Origin of the sequence: Rhodosalinus sp., assembly GCF_046542825.1 — a bacterium.
Classification (GTDB): Bacteria; Pseudomonadota; Alphaproteobacteria; order Rhodobacterales; family Rhodobacteraceae; genus Rhodosalinus.
Window position 1 is genome coordinate 1 of sequence record NZ_JBKHAQ010000052.1, and the last position, 18,702, is coordinate 18,702.

General features: G+C 70.2%; 18 protein-coding genes. 6 read left to right on the top strand and 12 right to left on the bottom strand.

What is annotated here, in order from left to right:
• On the bottom strand, window positions 1–460 hold a 460-nt coding region (locus tag ACLFOB_RS08500; RefSeq protein ID WP_410925800.1), incomplete at its 3' end, for an aldehyde dehydrogenase family protein.
• Between the two features lie 82 nt (window positions 461–542).
• Here ACLFOB_RS08500 and ACLFOB_RS08505 point away from each other — a divergent pair.
• From ACLFOB_RS08505 to ACLFOB_RS08525, 5 genes are all read left to right on the top strand, one after another.
• On the top strand, window positions 543–1,325 hold the full coding sequence (locus ACLFOB_RS08505; RefSeq protein WP_410925801.1) for an alpha/beta hydrolase: 783 nt from the start codon (window positions 543–545) through the stop codon (window positions 1,323–1,325).
• 178 nt (window positions 1,326–1,503) lie between these two features.
• Window positions 1,504–1,791, top strand: coding sequence for a TauD/TfdA dioxygenase family protein (locus ACLFOB_RS08510; protein ID WP_410925802.1), 288 nt, complete (start codon window positions 1,504–1,506; stop codon window positions 1,789–1,791).
• Between the two features lie 214 nt (window positions 1,792–2,005).
• Entirely contained in the window at window positions 2,006–3,214 is a 1,209-nt protein-coding gene (locus ACLFOB_RS08515) for an aminopeptidase P family protein (RefSeq protein WP_410925803.1), read from the top strand.
• Window positions 3,215–3,557: 343 nt separating this feature from the next.
• Window positions 3,558–3,824 carry a hypothetical protein gene (locus tag ACLFOB_RS08520; RefSeq protein WP_410916238.1) on the top strand — a complete coding sequence of 89 codons (267 nt, stop codon included), beginning with the start codon at window positions 3,558–3,560 and terminating at the stop codon, window positions 3,822–3,824.
• 10 nt (window positions 3,825–3,834) lie between these two features.
• Window positions 3,835–4,476: a DUF1523 family protein gene (locus tag ACLFOB_RS08525; RefSeq protein WP_410916239.1), complete on the top strand. Its 642-nt coding sequence runs from the start codon at window positions 3,835–3,837 to the stop codon at window positions 4,474–4,476.
• Between the two features lie 116 nt (window positions 4,477–4,592).
• Here ACLFOB_RS08525 and ACLFOB_RS08530 read toward each other — a convergent pair whose 3' ends face one another.
• From ACLFOB_RS08530 to ACLFOB_RS08565, 8 genes are all read right to left on the bottom strand, one after another.
• The gene (locus ACLFOB_RS08530; protein WP_410925804.1) at window positions 4,593–5,465 is read right to left on the bottom strand and encodes a dimethyl sulfoxide reductase anchor subunit family protein; all 873 of its coding nucleotides are present in this window, start codon (window positions 5,463–5,465) and stop codon (window positions 4,593–4,595) included.
• Window positions 5,465–6,214: a 4Fe-4S dicluster domain-containing protein gene (locus ACLFOB_RS08535; RefSeq protein ID WP_410916242.1), complete on the bottom strand. Its 750-nt coding sequence runs from the start codon at window positions 6,212–6,214 to the stop codon at window positions 5,465–5,467. The genes ACLFOB_RS08530 and ACLFOB_RS08535 overlap by 1 nt, the downstream gene beginning before the upstream one ends.
• Complete coding sequence (locus ACLFOB_RS08540; RefSeq protein WP_410916243.1) at window positions 6,211–6,882, bottom strand: class I SAM-dependent methyltransferase; 672 nt, start codon at window positions 6,880–6,882, stop codon at window positions 6,211–6,213. Before ACLFOB_RS08540 ends, ACLFOB_RS08535 begins: the two co-directional genes overlap by 4 nt.
• Complete coding sequence (locus tag ACLFOB_RS08545) at window positions 6,879–9,674, bottom strand: molybdopterin oxidoreductase family protein (protein ID WP_410925805.1); 2,796 nt, start codon at window positions 9,672–9,674, stop codon at window positions 6,879–6,881. Before ACLFOB_RS08545 ends, ACLFOB_RS08540 begins: the two co-directional genes overlap by 4 nt.
• A gap of 148 nt (window positions 9,675–9,822) precedes the next feature.
• Window positions 9,823–11,214 carry an aspartate aminotransferase family protein gene (locus tag ACLFOB_RS08550; RefSeq protein WP_410925806.1) on the bottom strand — a complete coding sequence of 464 codons (1,392 nt, stop codon included), beginning with the start codon at window positions 11,212–11,214 and terminating at the stop codon, window positions 9,823–9,825.
• A 250-nt stretch (window positions 11,215–11,464) separates the two neighbouring features.
• The gene (locus ACLFOB_RS08555) at window positions 11,465–12,235 is read right to left on the bottom strand and encodes an HpcH/HpaI aldolase family protein (protein ID WP_410925807.1); all 771 of its coding nucleotides are present in this window, start codon (window positions 12,233–12,235) and stop codon (window positions 11,465–11,467) included.
• A 4-nt stretch (window positions 12,236–12,239) separates the two neighbouring features.
• Window positions 12,240–13,640: a pyridoxal phosphate-dependent decarboxylase family protein gene (locus tag ACLFOB_RS08560; RefSeq protein ID WP_410925808.1), complete on the bottom strand. Its 1,401-nt coding sequence runs from the start codon at window positions 13,638–13,640 to the stop codon at window positions 12,240–12,242.
• A gap of 171 nt (window positions 13,641–13,811) precedes the next feature.
• Entirely contained in the window at window positions 13,812–14,459 is a 648-nt protein-coding gene (locus ACLFOB_RS08565; protein ID WP_410925809.1) for a pseudouridine synthase, read from the bottom strand.
• 111 nt (window positions 14,460–14,570) lie between these two features.
• Between ACLFOB_RS08565 and truB the strand changes: the two genes are divergently transcribed.
• On the top strand, window positions 14,571–15,476 hold the full coding sequence (truB, locus tag ACLFOB_RS08570; protein WP_410925810.1) for a tRNA pseudouridine(55) synthase TruB: 906 nt from the start codon (window positions 14,571–14,573) through the stop codon (window positions 15,474–15,476).
• 56 nt (window positions 15,477–15,532) lie between these two features.
• Here truB and ACLFOB_RS08575 read toward each other — a convergent pair whose 3' ends face one another.
• The 3 genes from ACLFOB_RS08575 to glcF all read right to left on the bottom strand — a co-directional run.
• Window positions 15,533–16,006: an Hsp20 family protein gene (locus tag ACLFOB_RS08575; RefSeq protein WP_410916249.1), complete on the bottom strand. Its 474-nt coding sequence runs from the start codon at window positions 16,004–16,006 to the stop codon at window positions 15,533–15,535.
• Window positions 16,007–16,148: 142 nt separating this feature from the next.
• A complete protein-coding gene (locus ACLFOB_RS08580) occupies window positions 16,149–16,964 on the bottom strand; it encodes a trypsin-like serine peptidase (RefSeq protein ID WP_410925811.1) in 816 nt (271 codons plus the stop codon).
• Window positions 16,965–17,463: 499 nt separating this feature from the next.
• The coding region (glcF, locus tag ACLFOB_RS08585; RefSeq protein WP_410925812.1) for a glycolate oxidase subunit GlcF at window positions 17,464–18,702 on the bottom strand (1,239 nt) is incomplete at its 5' end.

Below are 18,702 nucleotides of genomic sequence, written 5' to 3' on the forward strand. Positions count from 1 at the left end.
GCTGGCGGATCACCGTGATCCGCTTGTCGCGCTGGTGGCCCGGGATCGTCTCGCCGTAGATGCGCTTGGCCTCTTCGCCCGAGAACTCGATGAAGGCCGCGGCATAGGCGATCTCGCCGCGGCTCTCGGCCAGCGGCTTGCCCTGCTCGGCGGTCATCAGGATCGCCAGATCCTCCTGATGTTCCATCATCAGCTCGAACCAGCGCCGCAGGATCGCCGCGCGCTCCTTGCCGGTGTGCGCCGCCCACTCCTTCTGCGCGGCATGAGCCGCGTCGATGGCGCGCGCGACCTGCGCGCGCGAACAGTCGGCCACCCGGGCGATCACATCGCCGCGCGCGGGGTTCGTCACGTCGAAGGCGCCGCTCTCGCCCTCGACCCATTCGCCGTTGACATAGGCGCGCTCGGCCAGAAGCGCGGGATCCTTCAGAAGGGATTTGAGGTTCGTCGTCTCGTCCAGCATCCTGTCCTCCGCGGAATTGGGTCGTGCGCCTTCACCCGAGTCTGACTAGAAAGAAGCGCCTTCTGCAACCCGGAGTTCCCCGATGGACATGGATGCCGCCTATTCCAACGCCGATCATGTGCCCGGTTCGGCCGGCTACCCGCCGCGCTGGAGCGCGGCGGCCGAGGCGTTCCGCAAGGGCCTCGGGTCACGGGCCGAACTCGATCTCGCTTATGGCGGGCATGCGCGCGAGCGGTTCGATCTCTTCCACCCGGAGGGCGCGTCACAGGGCCTCGTCGTCTTCGTGCACGGCGGCTACTGGAAGGCCTTCGACAAGTCGACGTGGTCGCATCTGGCCGCCGGACCGCTGGCGCGCGGATGGGCGGTGGCGATGCCATCCTACACGCTCTGCCCCGAGGTGCGCATCGCCGACATCACCCGGCAGATCGCGGCGGCGGTGCCGGCGATGGCCGCGCGGGTCGAGGGGCCGATCCGGTTGGCCGGGCATTCCGCCGGCGGCCACCTCGTGGCGCGGATGTGCGCGCCCGGCATGCTGCCCGGCCCGGTCGCGGCGCGCGTCGCCCGGGTGGTTCCGATCTCGCCCGTTGCCGATCTGGCGCCGCTGATGCAAACCGCGATGAACGAGGTGCTGCAAATCGATCCGCAGGAAGCCGAGGCCGAGAGCCCCATACACCAGCCCGCGCCGCAGGTGCCGGTGACGGTCTGGGTCGGCGGCGCGGAACTGCCCGCGTTTCTCGACCAGGCCGAGAGGCTCGCAACCTGCTGGGGCGTCGAGTGGCGCGCGCCCCGCGGGCAGCACCATTTCAACGTCATCGAGCCGCTCGCCGAGCCCGACAGCCCGCTGACGCAGGCACTGCTGACCTGAGCGACGCGGCCCGCCAGGGCCGGGGAGCGGCTTGCCGCCGCGCCGCGGGCCGGCAGGCTTCGCGGGATGCGCGTTCTGCCCCTCACAGGCTCTTGCGGCGCCGAGATCGCGGGCGTCGGATCCCGTCGCCGGACGATGCGACGGCGGAGGCGTCGGCTGTCGCCCCCGTTCGATCGCCATGACGCGCAGCGCCCCCGAGGCTGACCGGAAAACCCGCCATCCCGCAGTCGTAACATGCCCGCGGACGGGCGCGCAGGCGCTGTTCCTGAACCCGATCTACACCACCCGGCTCGACGGTCTCACCGAGGAGGAAAGCGCGCAGATCCTTGCCGCGCTCTCCGCACATGCAACCCGCCCCGACATCTCCTGTCGCCTGCGCTGGCGGGCGGGCGACGTGGCGATCCGGGACAACCGCCTCACGCTGCACGACCTGGCAACGACCACGACGGCCGCCGCCGGCTGCTGAAACGGACGACCTTCGCCGGCGCCCCGCCCGCGTGAGCGGGCGCAACGCGCTTGAAGAAAGCGCGTTGCAAGGCGCTTCCAAGCGCCTTGCGCGGGACCCGCCGCTGCGGCAAGACAGGCCCGGGGGCGGGGCGATGGCGTCGCCACACCCGGGTCCGGGTGCGCCCCCTGGCTGTCCTGAACGCCGGGACCTTTCTTTCGAGGGAGGGTCGTCCGTGACCGAACGCCCCGCATTCTACCGCTTCCCCAACGGCGAAAAGGCCCCGCTGCCCTTCGCGCCCGAGGAATACGAAACCCGCCTCGCCGGCCTGCGCCGCAGCATGGCCGAGGCCGGTGTCGAGGCCGCGCTTCTGACCTCGATGCACAACGTGGCCTACTACTCCGGCTTTCTCTACTGCGCCTTCGGCCGGCCCTACGGGCTGGTCGTGACGCCCGATACCGCCGTGACCATCGCGGCCGGCATCGACGGCGGCCAGCCCTGGCGGCGCTGCCACGGCGATGCGCTGACCTACACCGACTGGGCACGCGGCAACTTCTGGCGCGCGGTCCGGCATGTGGCGGGCACCGGCCGCCGGCTGGGGATCGAGGGCGATCACCTGGCGCTGGCCGCGCGGGCGGAACTCGACGTGCATCTGGCGCCTGCCTCGGTCACGGACATCGCGCCCGCCGCCATGCGCCAGCGGATCGCCAAGTCGCCGGCCGAGATCGCGCTGATCCGTGAGGGCGCGGCGGTGGCCGACGTGGGCGGTCACGCCATCCGCGACGCGATCCGCGAGGGCGCGCGCGAGATCGACGTCGCCATGGCCGGGCGCGACGCGATGGAGGCCGAGATCGCCCGCCGGTTTCCGCAAGCCGAATACCGCGACACCTGGGTCTGGTTCCAGTCGGGGATCAACACCGACGGGGCGCACAACCCGGTCACCGCGCGGCGCCTGCGCCGCGGCGACATCCTCAGCCTCAACACCTTCCCGATGATTTCGGGCTATTACACGGCGCTGGAACGCACGCTCTTCCTTGGGGAGCCCGACACCGAGAGCCTGCGGACCTGGGAGGCGAATGTCGCGGCGCATGAATACGGCATCTCGCTCCTGCGGCCGGGCATCACCTGCGCCGAGGTCGCGCAGCGCATCAACGCCTTTCTCGAAGAGCGCGGCCTGCTGCAGTATCGCAGCTTCGGCTATGGCCACAGCTTCGGCATCCTCTCGCATTACTATGGCCGCGAGGCGGGGCTGGAGCTGCGCGAGGATATCGACACCGTGCTGGAGCCGGGCATGGTGATCTCGATGGAGCCGATGCTGACAATCCCCGAGGGGCAGCCCGGCGCGGGCGGCTACCGCGAGCACGACATCCTGATCGTGACCGAAGACGCGCCGGAGAACATCACGGGTTTCCCCTACGGTCCGGAGCATAACGTGATCGACTGAGGCGCAAAGCTCCGGTCGAGGCAGGGCGGCGGTTCCCCCGCCGTCTCACACAGGGACCTTGACCCTGTTCGTGCTCCGGCCGCCACTGCCCGCGGCGGCCGCCTTCCCGGTCGCCGAGAATCTCGGGCAGCGCGACGGGGGGCGACATCCTGTCCCCCCGGCCTGCACCGCAACGCCAACGCGGTCCCCGATGCGATCCGGGAGCGAACCGATGCCAGACAGAGGGCCGCGTGGGCTCCGGAGCCGCAGGCGCGCAGGCCAAGTGCCGCGTTGCGGCAGCACGCTCCGGCGCGTATCAAGGCCGTGTGGTCGAACGGGCCGGCCGGCCCGAAAGGAGAGCGGCGTGGCGGCACTTGCACGGCTTGTGATCGTGGGCTTCATCGTGCTGACGGTGATCTACGTCAGCCTGTCGCTCTGGTCGCGCGCCGTGCGGCGCGAGCGGCTGGAACAGCGCTGGGCCGAGAAGGGCCGCATCGGCGACCGCGAGGCTTTCGTCCGCCGCGGGCTGGAACGCTACGACGGCTCGATCCGCCGCAAGCTGCTGCTGGGGGTCTACGTGGTGCCCACGGTGGTCGTGGCCGCGATCATCTATCTGACGAATTTCGACTGAGGAGGCGGCGATGGTCTATCTGAAATGGGCGCTCATCATCGCCTTCTGGGCGGTCGTGGCGGCCTTTCTGCACTACACGCTGCCGCAGCACGACATCGTGCGGATCACCGACACCTACGAGACGCGGGTGGACTACGGCGAGAATTCGCTGTTCTGGGCCTCTGAATCCTCGGGCATGGCGACCGAGGTGCGCGGGCGTGACGTGTTCTTCATCCAGACACGTCGGGCCAACGGGCGCCCGATGATCTACCGCAACGAGGATACAGGCTGGGGCTGGCCACCCTACTTCAAGTTCGACTCCGCCAACCTGCAGGCCGACGCGAACGACCTGCGCTCGGTCCAGGACGACCCCCGCTGGGTGGTGGTGCGCCATTACGGCTGGCGCAACGAGTTCATGTCGATCTATCCCAACGCGGTCGACGTGCGGCTGGCCGAGGGACCGGACGAACGGATCATCCCCTGGCTCAACATCGTGATCCTCACGCTGCTGGCGGCCTTCGTCTGGGGCATCTGGGTGCGCTGGCGCCGCTTTCGCCGCCGCAGGGTCGACCCGGTGCTGGAAGAGATGGGCGACAGCGTGGCCGATTTCTCGGACGGCGTGTCCAGGCGCGGCGCGCGCCTGCGCCGGTGGTGGAAGAACGAGCCCGGCTGAGACAGGCGCTTATCGGTCCCTTGCGGTCCCTCTTCGCGCCGACCTGGCGCGGCCGCTTGGGCGGGATCGCCGGAGAGGGCCGGCGCGAAGAGCGCCCGCAGGGGCGCGATGAGCCTTCAGCGCGCACCGTAGTAGAGACCCACGACGTGCTCCGCCTCGGCGAAGAACAGCCAGCGCGACACCGCGACGCCGCAGAGATGCACCAGCGCTGCAAGGCCCGCGCCGACCTTGCCGAAGGGCGGCGACAGCAGGATCAGCGGCAGAATCGTCATCAGGATCACCGCCGCCACGCGCAGCCGCGTGGCGTGGCGCCGTCCCACGACGAAGACCATCTCGCGCAAGAGGTAGTTGGGCCCGGTGTGCGGCGGCTCGAAACTGCGCAGGCGGCCCCGCGTGCCCAGCCCCGTCGCCGTGCCCATGTCCGTGCCCGAGGCGGCGAAGGCACCGTCCCCCCGGACCCACCATGCCAGTTGCAGCGCCAGCGCGATCACCAGCAGAACCCGCGCCGCGCCGCTCTCGCCGGCGAAGAGCGCGCCGCCGGCCAGCGAAATCGCAAGGAAGAGGGCAGGGGTCAGCGGCGTGTGCCAGCGCGGCACGGCCTTCATCTGCGTGTAGATCATCGAGGTGGTGACGACCGTGGCCAGCGCCAGCCCGGCACCGATCCAGCCCAGCGGCACAAGGCGCGCGCCGAAGAACACCAGCCCCGTGCCATAGAGCGCCATCACGACGAGGGTTGCCACCGCTGCCCAGGCCTCGCGCGACAGCCAGCTCGACCGCCACTGCGTGAAGGCCTTCAGCGCGCGCTCCGGGTGGCCGAGGTGGAAGGCCGAGGCCGAAAGCCCCCCCGCCGCCAGCGCATAGGCCAGCGCGAAATAGCCGAAGGCGACCCAGCCGGTGGGCGCGGGCATCCCGAGCCCCAGGAAGAAGAGAAAGCCAAGCCCCGCCCCCGAGAGCGTCGTGAAGATCAGCAGCGACGGCGCCGGATGCATCAGTCGCCGCCCCCCGGCAGCCTGTCCAGCGTCCGGTCGAGCCAGCCGAGAAAGCCGCGCAGTTCCTCCGCCACGGGCTCCAGCGCGGGGGCCGCGGGCATCCGGTCGCGCTCGCGCGGCGGCAGGTACTTGTTCACGGGCTTCGTGCCCTGCTCCGGCATCAGATCCAGGCCGCCCCTCTCGGCGACGAGTTGCGAGACCGCACTCTCCGGGTCGGCCAGATCGCCGAAGTGCCGCGCACCGGCGGGACAGGTGCGCACGCAGGCGGGTTCGCGGTCCTCCGGTGCCAGGTGCTCGTTGTAGATGCGGTCCACGCAGAGGGTGCATTTCTTCATCACGCCGGCCGCTGCGTCCATCTCGCGCGCGCCGTATGGGCAGGCCCAGGCGCAGAGGCCGCAGCCGATGCAGGCGTCTTCCTCGACCAGCACGATGCCGTCCTCGGACCGTTTGTACGAGGCGCCCGTGGGACAGACGGTGACGCAGGGCGCGTCCTCGCAATGCAGGCAGGACTTCGGGAAATGCACCAGTTGCGGCGGCCCGTCGTCTGGCGCGACCTCGTAGGAGTGCACGCGGTTGAGAAAGGTGCCCGAAGGGTCCGCGCCATAGGGATCCTGATCGGAAAGCGGCGCGCCATAGGCCTGATCGTTCCAGCCCTTGCAGGCGATCACGCAGGCATGACAGCCCACGCAGGTGTCGAGATCGATCACCAGGCCAAGCCTGCGGTCGGTGGTGTCGGGCAGATCGGTCATGAGGCCCTGGGCAGCTTTGCGGCTGCGGGTTGCGGCTTGTAGGTCACATAGCTTTTCACGAAGCCCGCCTTCCACTCGCGCCAGATCGTACCGTCCGGGAACAAGCTCTCCAGTTCTTCCCGCCGGACGATGGTGGTCCCCGCGACCATGTCCGCCCAGGCGGGAATGTCCCGGTGCCAGCGGCGTATGCAGGCGGCGCGGGTGCGTTCGGGATAGAACCACCAGAACGGCATGTGGCAATGCGCCTCGATCGGGAACCAGATCGACGGTGTCTGCACCCACCACGCAGGTGCCAGGCGCCGGACCTCTCCGGCGAAGGCCGCGCGCTTTTCCGCATCGCCCACATGCTCGATCACGCTGTTCGAGAACGCGATGTCGAAGCTCATGTCAGCGGCGAAGTCCACCGCGCAGGCATCGCCATCGACCAGCGCGATCCGGTGATGCGAGGGCGGCGCTTCGGGCGGGTTGATCCCGGGCAGATTGATCACGGTGATGTCGAGCGGGATGGCGCAGCCGTCCCAGAAGCCGGGCGTACCGCCAAGGTCGATGATCCGCTCTCCGCCCTGCGGCCGCATCCGGCCCGTGAACTCGGCCATCCGGCGCTTGCGCGCCGCGGCGGAGACGGGACCGCGCAGGGCGATTAACCGCTGCAGCAGGAAGAGTCTCACGGGGCACCTCGCACGAAAACGGGATCGAACAGGGGCAGTGCCTCGTCCGGCGGCTTCGATTTCTCGATCTTCACGCGCAGGTCGAACCATGCGGCCTGCCCTGTCACCGGATCGGAGTTGGCCCAGCGCAGCCCGTCGCCGCGTTCGGGCAGCAACTCGTGGATCAGGTGGTTGAGCAGGAAGCCCTTCGTCGCCTCCGGCGCGTCCCGGTCGAGCGCCCAGGCGCCCTTGCGCTTGCCGATCGCGTTCCAGGTCCAGACCGTGGCGGGGTTGAGCGCGGCCATCGCGGCGACCGGCACCGTGATCTCGCCCGTGGCCGAGGTGACGCGTGCCCAGTCGCCGTCGCGCAGCCCGTGCCGCGCCATCAGCTCGGGATGCATGTAGAGCGGGTTGATGCCGTGGATCTGCCGCAGCCAGGCGTTCTGCGAGCCCCAGGAGTGATACATCGCCATCGGCCGCTGGGTCAGCGCGTGCAGCGGGTATTCCACAGGATCTGCGTGACCGTCGGTGAAGGGCGGATACCACACCGGCAGGGGCGTCAGCGTCGCCTTGATCCGTTCGCGCAGATGTTCGGGCGGCTGGCGCTCGCCCACCCCCTCCGCTGCCCGCTGGAAGCGGCGAAGCGGCTCGGAATAGAGCTGGAAGAGGTAGGGCTGCGGCGCGTCGTAGAAGCCCATCGCCACCGCCCAGTCCTGATAGGCGCGGCTCCAGGGGCGCATGTAGCGCGCCTCTTCCGGGATCTCGGCCAGGAAGAAGCCGCCGCCCGCCTTGTAGGTGTCGATCTGCCCGCCGTTGGGCGCCCCACGCCCGTGCACCAGCCCGCGTTCGCCCGTCCGCCAGCCGGCCAGCGGGCCGACGCCGGGACGGCGTTCGTGGTTCACGATGTAGTCGGCATAATCGGCGTATTTCGGCGCGCCGCTTTCGTCCACGAAGCCCGGCAGGCCCAGCCGCGCGCCAAGGTCGAGCAGCACGGACTGGAACCCGCGCACGTCGCGGTCGGGCGCCACCACCGGCCAGCGGATCGCGTCCGCCGCGGCGTCCGCCTCCGAGATCGGGCGGTCGAGGAGCGAGATGCAGTCGTGCCGCTCCAGATAGGTGGTGTCGGGCAGGATCAGGTCGGCATAGGCCACCATTTCCGATGCGTAAGCGTCCGAATAGATGATCCGGGGGATGACGTAGTCGCCGGCCTCGTCGGTGTCCGTCAGCATCTCGATCACGCCGCGCGTGTTCATCGACGAGTTCCACGCCATGTTCGCCATGTACATGAAGAGCGTGTCGATCCTGTAGGGATCGCCGGCGTGGGCGTTCGGGATCACCATGTGCATCAGCCCATGCGCCGACAGCGGATTCTCCCAGGTAAAGGCCTTGTCGATGCGTTGCGGCCGCCCGTCGTCATCGAGGGCAAGATCCTCCGGCCCGAGCGGAAAGCCCAGGTGCGGGCCGCCCAGCGGCTGGCCCGCCTCGCACCGCGCGTGCGGGCGCGGATGCGCCTCTGGCGGCTTGGGATAGGGCGGCTTGAAGCGGAAGCCGCCGGGCCGCTCGACCGTGCCCAGCAGGATCTGGAGAAGGTGCAGCGCCCGCGCCGTCTGGAAGCCGTTCGAGTGGGCCGAGATGCCGCGCATGGCGTGAAAGCTGACGGGCCGCATCGTGACGCTCGCGTGCCGCTCGCCGCGGAAATCCTCCCAGGGAAAGGGCAGCTCTTCCGCCTCGTCGAAGGCCACGCGGGCCAGTTCGGCAGCCAGCGCGCGGATGCGGCCGGCGGGCACGCCGCAGCGATCCGCCACCGCCTCGGGCGCATAGGCCGGATCCAGGTATCGTTCGGCGATCAGGTGCATGACCGGCCGGTGCGTGATGCCGGCGCGCCGCCATGTCCCGGCAAGGTCGGGCCGCACGCCCGCCGCATCGAAGGGCGCGGGCTTTCCCGTGCGACGGTCCAGCACGAGCGGCTTTCCGTCCTCGTCGCGCAGGAAGAGGCCCTGTTCGTGCGACCTTGGGTCGGCGTTCACCAGCACCGGCGCGTTGGTCCAGCGCGCGAGATAGTCGAGGTCGATCCTGCCCGCGCGCAGCAACTCGTGGATCAGCGACAGGATCAGCAGCCCGTCGGTGCCCGGCGTGATCCCGATCCAGTCGTCGGCCACCGCGTTGTAGCCGGTGCGAATGGGGTTCACGCCCACCACCCGCGCGCCGCGGTCCTTGAGCCGGCCGATCCCCATCTTGATCGGATTGGAATCGTGGTCCTCGGCCACGCCGAAGAGCACGAAAAGCTTCGTGCGCTCCCAGTCGGGCTGCCCGAACTCCCAGAAGGCGCCGCCCATCGTGCAGATCCCGGCGGCCGCCATGTTGACCGAGCAGAAGCCGCCGTGGGCCGCATAGTTGGGCGTGCCGAACTGCTGCGCCCACCAGCTGGTCAGGCTCTGCGACTGGTCGCGCCCGGTGAAGAAGGCAAGCGTCTCCGGCGCTTGCTCGCGCAGGGGCTTCAGCCAGGACACGGCCGTTTCCAGCGCCTCGTCCCAGGAGATTTCCTCGAACTCGCCCGACCCGCGGGGACCCACGCGGCGCAGCGGCTTGCGCAGCCGCGCGGGCGAGGTGTGCTGCATGATCCCCGCCGAGCCCTTTGCGCAGAGCACGCCGCGGTTCACCGGGTGGTCCCGGTTCCCCTCGATATAGGTGACGCGCCCGTCCTTCAGGTGCACGTCGATGCCGCAGCGGCAGGCGCACATGTAGCAGGTCGTCTTGCGCACCTCGTCGGAGATGCGCGGCGAGGTATCGAGGGCGGGCTCGGACCGGGTCATCGCGCCTCCGTCACGGCTTGGCAGAAGCTAGGACAGATCGCGATCGGATTCGAGGGGGCCGGACCGCAGAGCCGGGCGCGGGGAAGCCTTTTGCAAAAGGCTTCAATTCCCTTGCAAGGGAATTGTCCCGCGCCCGCCACCGAACGCTTCAGCCGAAGACCTTCGTCAGCGCATCGTCCACCGTCGCCGCGATGTGGTCGATGTCGTTTGCGGTGGCGATCAGCGCGGGCGAGAAGCAGAGCGTGTTGTTCCGGCCCGGCACCGAGCGGTTGGTGACGCCGATGATGACCCCGGCGGCGTTGCATTCGCCAACGACCTTCTGCGCGAGCTTCTCGTCCACCGGCTCCTTCGTTTCGCGGTCGGCCACCAGTTCCGCGCCACAGAAGAGACCCGATCCGCGCACGTCGCCGACGACTGCGTGCTTGTCCTTGAGTTCGGCCAGCCGTTCCATCAGGCGGTCGCCCATCGCGCGGGTGTTCGCCAGAAGGCCCTCTTCCTCGACGATCGCCATGTTCTCGAGCGCGGCAGCCGGCCCGGCAGTGCAGCCCCCGAAGGTCGAGATGTCGCGGAAGTAGTCCAGCGGATCCTCCGGCGCCTCCTTGAACATGGAAAACACCTCCTCGGTCGTCACCAGGCAGGCGATGGCGGCGTAGCCGGAGGCCACGCCCTTCGCCATGGTCACCATGTCGGGCTGCACGCCGTAGTTCTGGTAGCCGAACCAGGCGCCGGTGCGGCCCACGCCGCAGACCACCTCGTCGATGTGCAGCAGGATGTCGTACTTGCGGCAGATCTCCTGCACCCGCTCCCAGTAGCCCGAGGGCGGCGGGATCACGCCGCCGCCCGCCGTTACCGGCTCTAGGCACAGCGCGCCCACCGTGTCCGGCCCCTCGCGCAGGATCACCTCTTCGATCCGGTCGGCGGCCCAGAGGCCGTAGTTCTCCTCCGGCGCGCCCTCCTGCTCGTGGCGGCGGTATTCGAGGCAGTGCGGCACCCGCACGAAGCCCGGCGCGAAGGGGCCGTAATGCGCGTTGCGCTCGTCCTGCCCGCCCGCGCTGAGGCAGCCGATGGTGGTGCCGTGATAATCCCGGTCGCGGTAGAGAATCTTGTGCTTCCGGCCCCCATAGCGCTTCTGCGCGATCTGGCGGACCATCTTGAAGGCCTTCTCGTTCGCCTCCGAGCCGGAGTTGCAGTAGTAGACGCGGGACAGACCCGGCATCTTGTCGATCAGCGCCTCGGCGAAGCGCGCGCCGGGGATCGTGCCGGCGGCGCCCGCGAAATAGTTGAGCTTCACGAGCTGCTCGCGCACCGCGTCGGCGATGCGTTCGCGCCCGTAGCCCACGTTCACCGTCCAGACCCCGCCGGAGACCGCGTCGAGGTGCTCCTTGCCGTTCTGGTCCCACACGGACATGCCGCGCCCCTCGACGATGATGCGCGGCGCGCCGGTCTCGAAGGGCTTGTGCTGGATCAGGTGGTGCCAGACATGCGCGCGGTCGGCCTCGACCACGGCGGAAATGTCGTTGTCATGGCGGTTGCCGTCCATGCGCTCCTCCTTCGGCTGGCCGGGACGCGCCCGGTGGTTGCTGTGCGATGCTAACGGCTTGGCCCCGCGGTGGCGAGAGGTTTCCGGGGCCATCCCGGTCCGCGCCGTATCCGATGACCGGCGACACTGGCGCGAAGGGCAGCGGCCTGTCACGCATCGCGCCACCCTGAGGGTGCTGCCGGGATGGCACGGATTTCGTGGCGGCACGCCGCCCGTCCGAAGAACGGCCAAGTGCCTGCCTTCGCGCGCCTCAGCCTTTCGTCCAGCGCGCCGCCCGCGCGCGGAGCGCGGCCGACAGGATCGACACGTCGATGCCCACCGCGACGAACTGTGCGCCGCAGTCGAGATAGCGGCTCACGGCCTCGTCGTCCGTGGACAGGATGCCCGGCGCCTTGCCGGCCGCGCGGATGCGGCGCAGCGCGTCCTCGATCGCGGTCTGCACCTCCGGGACTTCGGCGCGGCCCGGATAGCCCATGTCGGCCGAGAGGTCCGCAGGCCCGATGAAGACGCCGTCCACCCCTTCGACCGCAAGGATGTCGTCCAGCGCGGCGAGGCCGGCGCGCGTCTCGACCTGCACGAGCAGGCAGATCTCTGCGTTGGCCGTGGTGGCGTAATCGGCCGCGCCGCCGAAGCGCGAGGCGCGAGCGAACCCCGCGCCCATGCCGCGGATGCCCTGGGGCGGGTAGCGCGTGGCGCGCACCAGCGCGTGCGCCTGTGCCGCGGACTCGACCATCGGGATCAGCAGCGTCTGCGCGCCCGCGTCCAGCACCTGCTTGATGGCCCAGTCCTCGCCCATCGGCAGCCGCACGACGGCATCGGCCGGCAGCGGGTCCAGCACCTGAAGCTGTGCGGCGATCGTGGGCAGGTCGTTGGGCGCATGTTCGCCGTCGATCACCAGCCAGTCGAAGCCCGTGTGCCCCGCGATCTCGGCCGGGTAGGGATGTGCGAAGCCCAGCCAGAGGCCGAAGCGCGTCTCGCCGCGGGCGAGCGCGGCCTTGAAGCTGTTGTGCGGCGCGGCCATCGGCCTAGACCTTTCCGGCCAGTTCGGTGATCGTGTCGAAGGCGGTGTCGAAATCCCGCGCCTCGGCGCAGAACTGCCCCGCCTGGAAGCGGATGACAAGCTGGCCGTCCACCTTCGTCTGGGTCAGGTAGATGCGCCCGTCGTCGTTGATGCGCTGCAGCAGCGCAAGCGTGCGCGTTTCTGCGTCCTCCCCCGACAGGCGAAAGGTGAAGAGCGACAGCACGGGTTCGGTCACGATCTCGATGCCCGGCGCATCGCGCAGCCTCTCGCAAAGCGCGCGGCTCCAGGCGACATGGTTGCGGATCATCCCGCGCAGCCCTTCGAGCCCGTGGGCCCGGATCAGGAACCACAGCTTCAGCGCGCGAAAGCGTCGGCCCAGCGGGATCGACCATTCGGAATAGTCGATCACCCCGTCCGCGCCGTGGGTCCTGAGGTATTCCGGCTGGATGGCGAGCGTGCGGGTCAGATCCTCGGGCGCGCGGACGAAATGCGCGGAACAGTCGAACTGCGCGCCCATCCACTTGTGCGGGTTGAACACGACCGAGTCCGCCTGCTCCACACCCGTCCAGAGCTCACGGAACTCGGGGCAGAGCATCGCGCTGCCCGCCCAGGCGGCATCGACGTGCACGTAGAGCCCGTGCTTGCGGGCCACTTCGCAGATTGCCGCCACATTGTCGCAGGCGCCCATGCCGGTCGCGCCGGTGCAGGCGACGATGCCTGCGGGCACGACCCCCTCCGCCTTGTCCTGCTCGATCGCGCGCTCCAGCGCGAAGGCGTCCATCGCGCGCAGGGGCCCCTGCACGGGCAGTTTCACGAGGTTGTCCTGCCCGATCCCCGCGACCCAGATCGCGCGGTCGATGGAGGAATGCACCTCGGACGAGCAGTAGATGCGGAGGTGTTTCTGTCCGGGCAGCCCCTGCGCGTTGCCGGCCCAGCCCAGCGCGCGCTCGCGCATGGTGAGCACCGCGGCGAGCGTGGCGGAACTGGCGCTGTCCTGGATCACGCCATGAAAGCCGGTCGGCAGGCCCACGGCCTGCGCCAGCCACTCCATCATCCGCGTCTCCATCTCCGTCGCGGCGGGCGAGGTCTGCCAGAGCATGCACTGCGGCGCGATGGTGGCGGCGAGGTATTCCGCCAGCACCGAGGCGGGCGCGGCATTGGAGTTGAAATAGGCGAAGAAGCGCGGGTGCTGCCAATGCGTGATGCCGGGCATCACGATGCGCTCGAAATCCTGCCAGATCGTCTCCATCGGCTCGGGCGCCTCTGGCGGTGCGGCGGGCAGCGCGCGCAGGGTGGCGCCGGGGTCGAGGGGCGCGCGCACGGGCCTGTCGCGCAGGCCGCCGTGATAGGCGGCCGCCCAGTCCGCCACCTTGCGGCCCCATCGGGGAAATGCCTGCCAGTCCATCGCGTCCCTCCCGGTCGTCAGGATGTGCAGGGGTGGCCGGGGGCGCCCGGCGTGTCAAGCGCGGCGCCGGATGAGGGGCCGCATGGGTATTTGTGGACCATTGAAAGAGCCGGTGCGTGCCGCGCATCGCGCGTTCGCGCGTCGGCGGGCGGCGCGGCCGCTCTGACGCGGTCAGAAGGGCGCCGGCGCGCGGAAGGTGGTGCCGGCGCCCCCGTCGGGGTGGTGCAGGCGCAGTTCCTCTGAATGCAGCATCATGCGGGGATGCTGGCGCGCCGGACCCTCGGCGTAGAAGGGATCGCCCAGCACCGGGTGGCCCAGCGCCGCCATGTGGACGCGCAACTGGTGGCTGCGGCCGGTGTGCGGCATCAGCTTGACGCGGGTCTCTCCCGGTGCCCGACGCTGCACGCGCCAGCGGGTGAGCGCGGGCTTGCCGGTCTCATGGCAGACCTTCTGTTTCGGCCGGTTGGGCCAGTCGACGATCAGCGGCAGGTCGACCTCTCCGCTGTCCTGGGCCAGGTCGCCCCAGAGGCGGGCGACATAGGTCTTGCGCACCTTCCGGCGCTCGAACTGCAGCCCGAGATTGCGCTGCGCGGGGTGGGTGAGCGCGAAGACCATCACGCCCGAGGTGTCGCGGTCCAGCCGGTGGACCAGCAGCGCCTCGGGGAAGGCCGCCTGCACCCTTGCCAGCAGGCAGTCCGCCAGATGCTCGCCCCGGCCGGGGACCGAGAGCAGCCCGGCGGGCTTGTCCACCACGAGGATCTCGTGGTCGGCGTGCAGGATCGCCAGCGGGTCCTGCGGCGGCTGATAGGCATCGGTCATGCGGCGCGGTGTAGGCGCGGGGCGCGAGGCTGTCCACCGCGGCCGGATTGACGGGCGCGGCCCGAGCGGCTAACCGGCCGAACTTTCCGGGGCAGCATGTGAGGCATGGGCATGGCACGGCGGCGCAAGGGGCGCGACATTTCCGGCTGGCTGGTGGTGGACAAGCCGGCGGGCGTGGGGTCGACCGACGTGGTCAACATCGTGCGCCGCGCGCTCGACGCGAAGAAGGCGGGGCATGCCGGCACGCTCGACCCGGCGGCGACCGGCGTTCTGGCGGTGGCGCTGGGCGAGGCGACGAAGACCGTGCCTTACGTCACCGATGCGCTCAAGGCCTATACCTTCACCGTGCGCTTCGGGCAGGCGACCGAGACCGACGACGCCGAGGGCGCGGTGATCGCGGAGAGCGACCGCCGCCCCACGGACGAGGCGATCAAGGAGGCGCTCAACGCTTTCGTGGGCGAGATCATGCAGGTGCCGCCGGCCTATTCGGCGGTGCGTGTCGAAGGCCAGCGCGCCTATGCGCTGGCACGCAAGGGGGAAGCGGCGGAGTTGCAGGCGCGGCCGCTCTGGGTGGAATCGCTGATCCTGGCCGACCGGCCCGACGCGGACCACGCGGAGCTGGAGATGGTCTGCGGCAAGGGCGGCTATGTGCGTGCCGTGGCCCGCGACCTGGGCGAGGCGCTGGGGTGTTACGGGCATGTCACCGCGCTGCGCCGGATCTGGTCCGGGCCGTTTTCGGCCGAAGACGGGATCTCGCTCGACGAGGTGCGCAGGCTGGCCGGCAGCCCGGAGCTCGACGCACGGCTTCTGCCGCTGGAGGCCGGGCTTGCCGATCTGCCGCAGGTGCGCGCGCTCGAGGCCAGCGTGCCGCGGCTGCGCAACGGCAACCCGGCGCCGGTGATCGCGCAGGATCTGGACTACGGCGAGGAATGCTGGGCCGCCGCGGATGGCCGCGCGGTTGCCGTGGGCCGCTACAAGGGGGGTGAATTGCACCCCAGCCGGGTCTTTGCGGCCTGACAGGACAGGCGCGCCCCTCAGCGGAGCGCGCCCCTTGCCTCGCGCGAGCGCGCGGCTCAGTTCACCGTTTCGGCGTCGACCACATCCTTTTGCGTGGCCGTGTCCTCGGCCTTCGAGATCGCGATGCGACGCGGCTTCAGCGCCTCGGGGATCTCGCGCTCGAGGTCGATGTGCAGCATTCCGTCGGCGTGGCTCGCGCCGGTCACGCGCACATGGTCGGCCAGGTGAAACCGCCGCTCGAAGGCGCGGGTGGCGATGCCGCGGTGCAGGAAGGTGCGGGCCTCGTCCTCTTCGGCCTTGCGGGCCGAGACGACGAGCGCGTTCTCCTTCACCTCGACCGACAGGTCGTCGGCCGAGAAGCCGGCCACCGCGATCGAGATGCGGTAATGGCTCTCGTCCGTCTTCTCGATGTTGTAGGGGGGATAGGTGGGCTGGCTGACCTCTGTGGTCAGCACGCGGTCCATCAGATCGGCCAGACGGTCGAAACCGACCGTGGCCCGGTAGAGCGGTGCAGGATCGAAACTGCGCATCCTGGTCATCCTCCTGTGAGCGATACCTTCGGACGCCCTCCCGGCACGGGACAGGCGATTGCGGCGCGCAGGGCCCGGCGTCGGCACCCTGCGCGGCGGGCATGTGGGCGCGGGGCGGCCCGCTTTCAAGAGGTCCGCGCGCTCACTCGGCGGTGACGAATTTCGCGCCCATGTCCTTGCGTGTCTCCTCGCCCACGCGAATCCGGCGCACGGACGGCGCGTCGCCCGGGGCCAGGCCCCGGCCTGCGGCAAGCTCGGCGTGCAAGAGCGCGAGCGGACCCTCCAGCGCGGTCCCGAGCGAGACCTTGCGCCCCGCCATCTCGGCCATGGCGCTGACGACCGAGACGATGCGCGGCCCCTCCGGCCCGATGGAAAAGACCGGCGCCCCGGAGGCGCCGAAATCGACATCGCAATCCATCACCAGCACGCCCGACTGTCGCGCGCGCACCCTGCAGACCTCCTGCAGCGAGGGCGCCTCTGCCCGGTCGCGCGCATAGGACACGACGCCGATCTCCGCGCCCGGACCCGGTTGGGCGCCCGTGGCAAAGGGAATGACGGTGGTGTTGCGGATCGGCCGGACGAGTTCCAGAAGCGCCACGTCGTTCTGCACGCGCAGCGGCCCTGTCTCGCTCTGGTAGACGTAGTTGGGATGCGCCACGGCGCGGCGAATCGCGCGATAGGCCTCTGCCCGGCCGTTGCGCCAGCCCGCAAGGAAGGTGATCTCGCGGTGGTCGAGCCGCGCGCCGCTGTCCTTGTCGAATAGGCAATGCGCCGCCGTCAGGACCAGGTCGGGGGCGATCAGCGCGCCGGTGCAGAACCCCGTGCCGCCGATGTCCAGCCGGCCCACCGCCTCCCAGCCGCGGCTCTTGTCGCCGGTATCCAGCGTCTCGAGCCGGTTTTGGGCAAGCGCCCCGGTTGCGGCGAGCGCGAGGGCGAGCACGGCGGCGATCAGGCGCATGGGCATCTCCTTGGTCGGGTTGACGGCCTGCTAGGCGCGCGGTGAGGCGAAATTAGGGCGAAGGTCGAGCCTGCACGGCGGCGGCATGGACTGCCGGAACGCGGGCTTGGCCATCGGGGCGCGCCAGCACGCGGAACGCGGCGTTTGGCGACACTGCCGTCGCGCCGCGCCTCAACGCCTGCCGGCAACGTCATGCCGCACCACCGGCCGGCACCGGCGAGGCTTTCGGGCCGGGGGGCGTCCCGGCGGAGGGCCTGCGTCTTTCAATGGTCTGCAAATACCCATGTCGCCGCTGCGCCGTGGGCCCGCCGCCTGATCGAAGCGTTGCATGGGTATTTGAAGACCATTGAAAGCAGGGGCGAGATCCCGCAGTGGGCGCCGCCGCGGCCCTCCATCAGAACCGCCATTCCGGCGCGACGGTGCGGTCGATGGCCGCGGGACGCGGGACGGATGCGCCCGTGTGCCGGGACGCCCGAGGGAAAGGGTGCGCCTGCGCCGCTCAGGTGTCCGCCCGCGCCAGCGCGGGCGGACGCGGTCCGCCGGTCGCCCAGTCCAGAAGCTCGACGGTATGCACCACGGGGATTTCCGTCGCGCCGCCGATCTGCATCATGCAGCCGATGTTGCCGGTGGCGATGACCTGTGGCGCCTTCGCCTCCAGCGTGGCGACCTTGCGCGCTTTCAGTTCGGCGGAAATCGTGGGCTGCATCAGGTTGTAGGTGCCCGCCGAGCCGCAGCAGAGGTGGCTGTCGGCGGGCTCCACCACCTCGAAGCCCGCGCGCTTGAGCAGGGTCTTGGGCGCGGCCTTGATCTGCTGGCCGTGCTGCAGCGAGCAGGCGGCATGATAGGCGACGCGCAGCCCGCCGGGGCCGGGGCCGGGGGCGGGCGACGGACGGCGGTCCGTGCCGGCGATCCGGTCGGCGGCGGGCTGGTCGGTCGGCGCCGGCGTCTCCGCGCCCATCAGCAGCTTCAGCACCTCCGAGACGTCCCGTGCCATGCCGCTCACCTCTGCCGCGTCCTCGGCCAGGGACTCGTTGCGGAACATGTGGCCATAGTCCTTGACGGTCGTACCGCAGCCGGAGGTGTTGATCACCACCGCGTCGAGGCCGGCGCCACGCGCCTCGGCCATCCAGGCGCGGATGTTGCGCGCGGCGCTGGCATGACTCTCGTCCGCCTTGCCCATGTGATGGGTGAGCGCGCCGCAGCAGCCCGCGCCTTCGGCCACCACCACCTCGGCGCCCAGCCGGGTGAGCACGCGGATCGTCGCGTCGTTGATGTCGGTGTTCAGCGCGCGCTGCGCACAGCCGGTCATCAGCGCCACCCGCATCCGGCGCTCGCCTTCGGCCGGGAAGACCTGCGGATCGTCGTTGCGGCTGACCGGCGGGATGCGCGCGGGCGCCATGTCGAGCATTGCGCGCAGCCGCGCATCGGGCACCAGGCGGCGGAAGGGGCGGCCCATCTTCGCGGCAAGAAGTGCCAGACGGAAGCGCCCCGGATAGGGCAGCACGCGCGCCAGCAGCCAGCGCAGCGCCCGGTCCCGCCAGGGCCGGCGGTAGTGCTCTTCGATGTAGGCGCGGCCGTGATCGACCAGATGCATGTAATGCACGCCGGAGGGGCAGGTCGTCATGCAGGCGAGGCACGACAGGCAGCGGTCGATGTGCAGCACCGTCTTGTCGTCCGGCACGCGCCCTGCCTCGAGCATGTCCTTCATCAGGTAGATGCGGCCGCGCGGGCTGTCGAG

Coding starts and splice junctions, on each gene's coding strand:
- ACLFOB_RS08505 (WP_410925801.1), top strand. CDS start 543: ATGGACATGGATGCCGCCTATTCCAACGCCGATCATGTGCCCGGTTCG.
- ACLFOB_RS08510 (WP_410925802.1), top strand. CDS start 1,504: ATGACGCGCAGCGCCCCCGAGGCTGACCGGAAAACCCGCCATCCCGCA.
- ACLFOB_RS08525 (WP_410916239.1), top strand. CDS start 3,835: ATGGTCTATCTGAAATGGGCGCTCATCATCGCCTTCTGGGCGGTCGTG.
- ACLFOB_RS08530 (WP_410925804.1), bottom strand. CDS start 5,465: ATGCATCCGGCGCCGTCGCTGCTGATCTTCACGACGCTCTCGGGGGCG.
- ACLFOB_RS08535 (WP_410916242.1), bottom strand. CDS start 6,214: ATGACCGATCTGCCCGACACCACCGACCGCAGGCTTGGCCTGGTGATC.
- ACLFOB_RS08545 (WP_410925805.1), bottom strand. CDS start 9,674: ATGACCCGGTCCGAGCCCGCCCTCGATACCTCGCCGCGCATCTCCGAC.
- ACLFOB_RS08550 (WP_410925806.1), bottom strand. CDS start 11,214: ATGGACGGCAACCGCCATGACAACGACATTTCCGCCGTGGTCGAGGCC.
- ACLFOB_RS08555 (WP_410925807.1), bottom strand. CDS start 12,235: ATGGCCGCGCCGCACAACAGCTTCAAGGCCGCGCTCGCCCGCGGCGAG.
- ACLFOB_RS08560 (WP_410925808.1), bottom strand. CDS start 13,640: ATGGACTGGCAGGCATTTCCCCGATGGGGCCGCAAGGTGGCGGACTGG.
- ACLFOB_RS08565 (WP_410925809.1), bottom strand. CDS start 14,459: ATGACCGATGCCTATCAGCCGCCGCAGGACCCGCTGGCGATCCTGCAC.
- truB (WP_410925810.1), top strand. CDS start 14,571: ATGGCACGGCGGCGCAAGGGGCGCGACATTTCCGGCTGGCTGGTGGTG.
- ACLFOB_RS08575 (WP_410916249.1), bottom strand. CDS start 16,006: ATGCGCAGTTTCGATCCTGCACCGCTCTACCGGGCCACGGTCGGTTTC.
- ACLFOB_RS08580 (WP_410925811.1), bottom strand. CDS start 16,964: ATGCGCCTGATCGCCGCCGTGCTCGCCCTCGCGCTCGCCGCAACCGGG.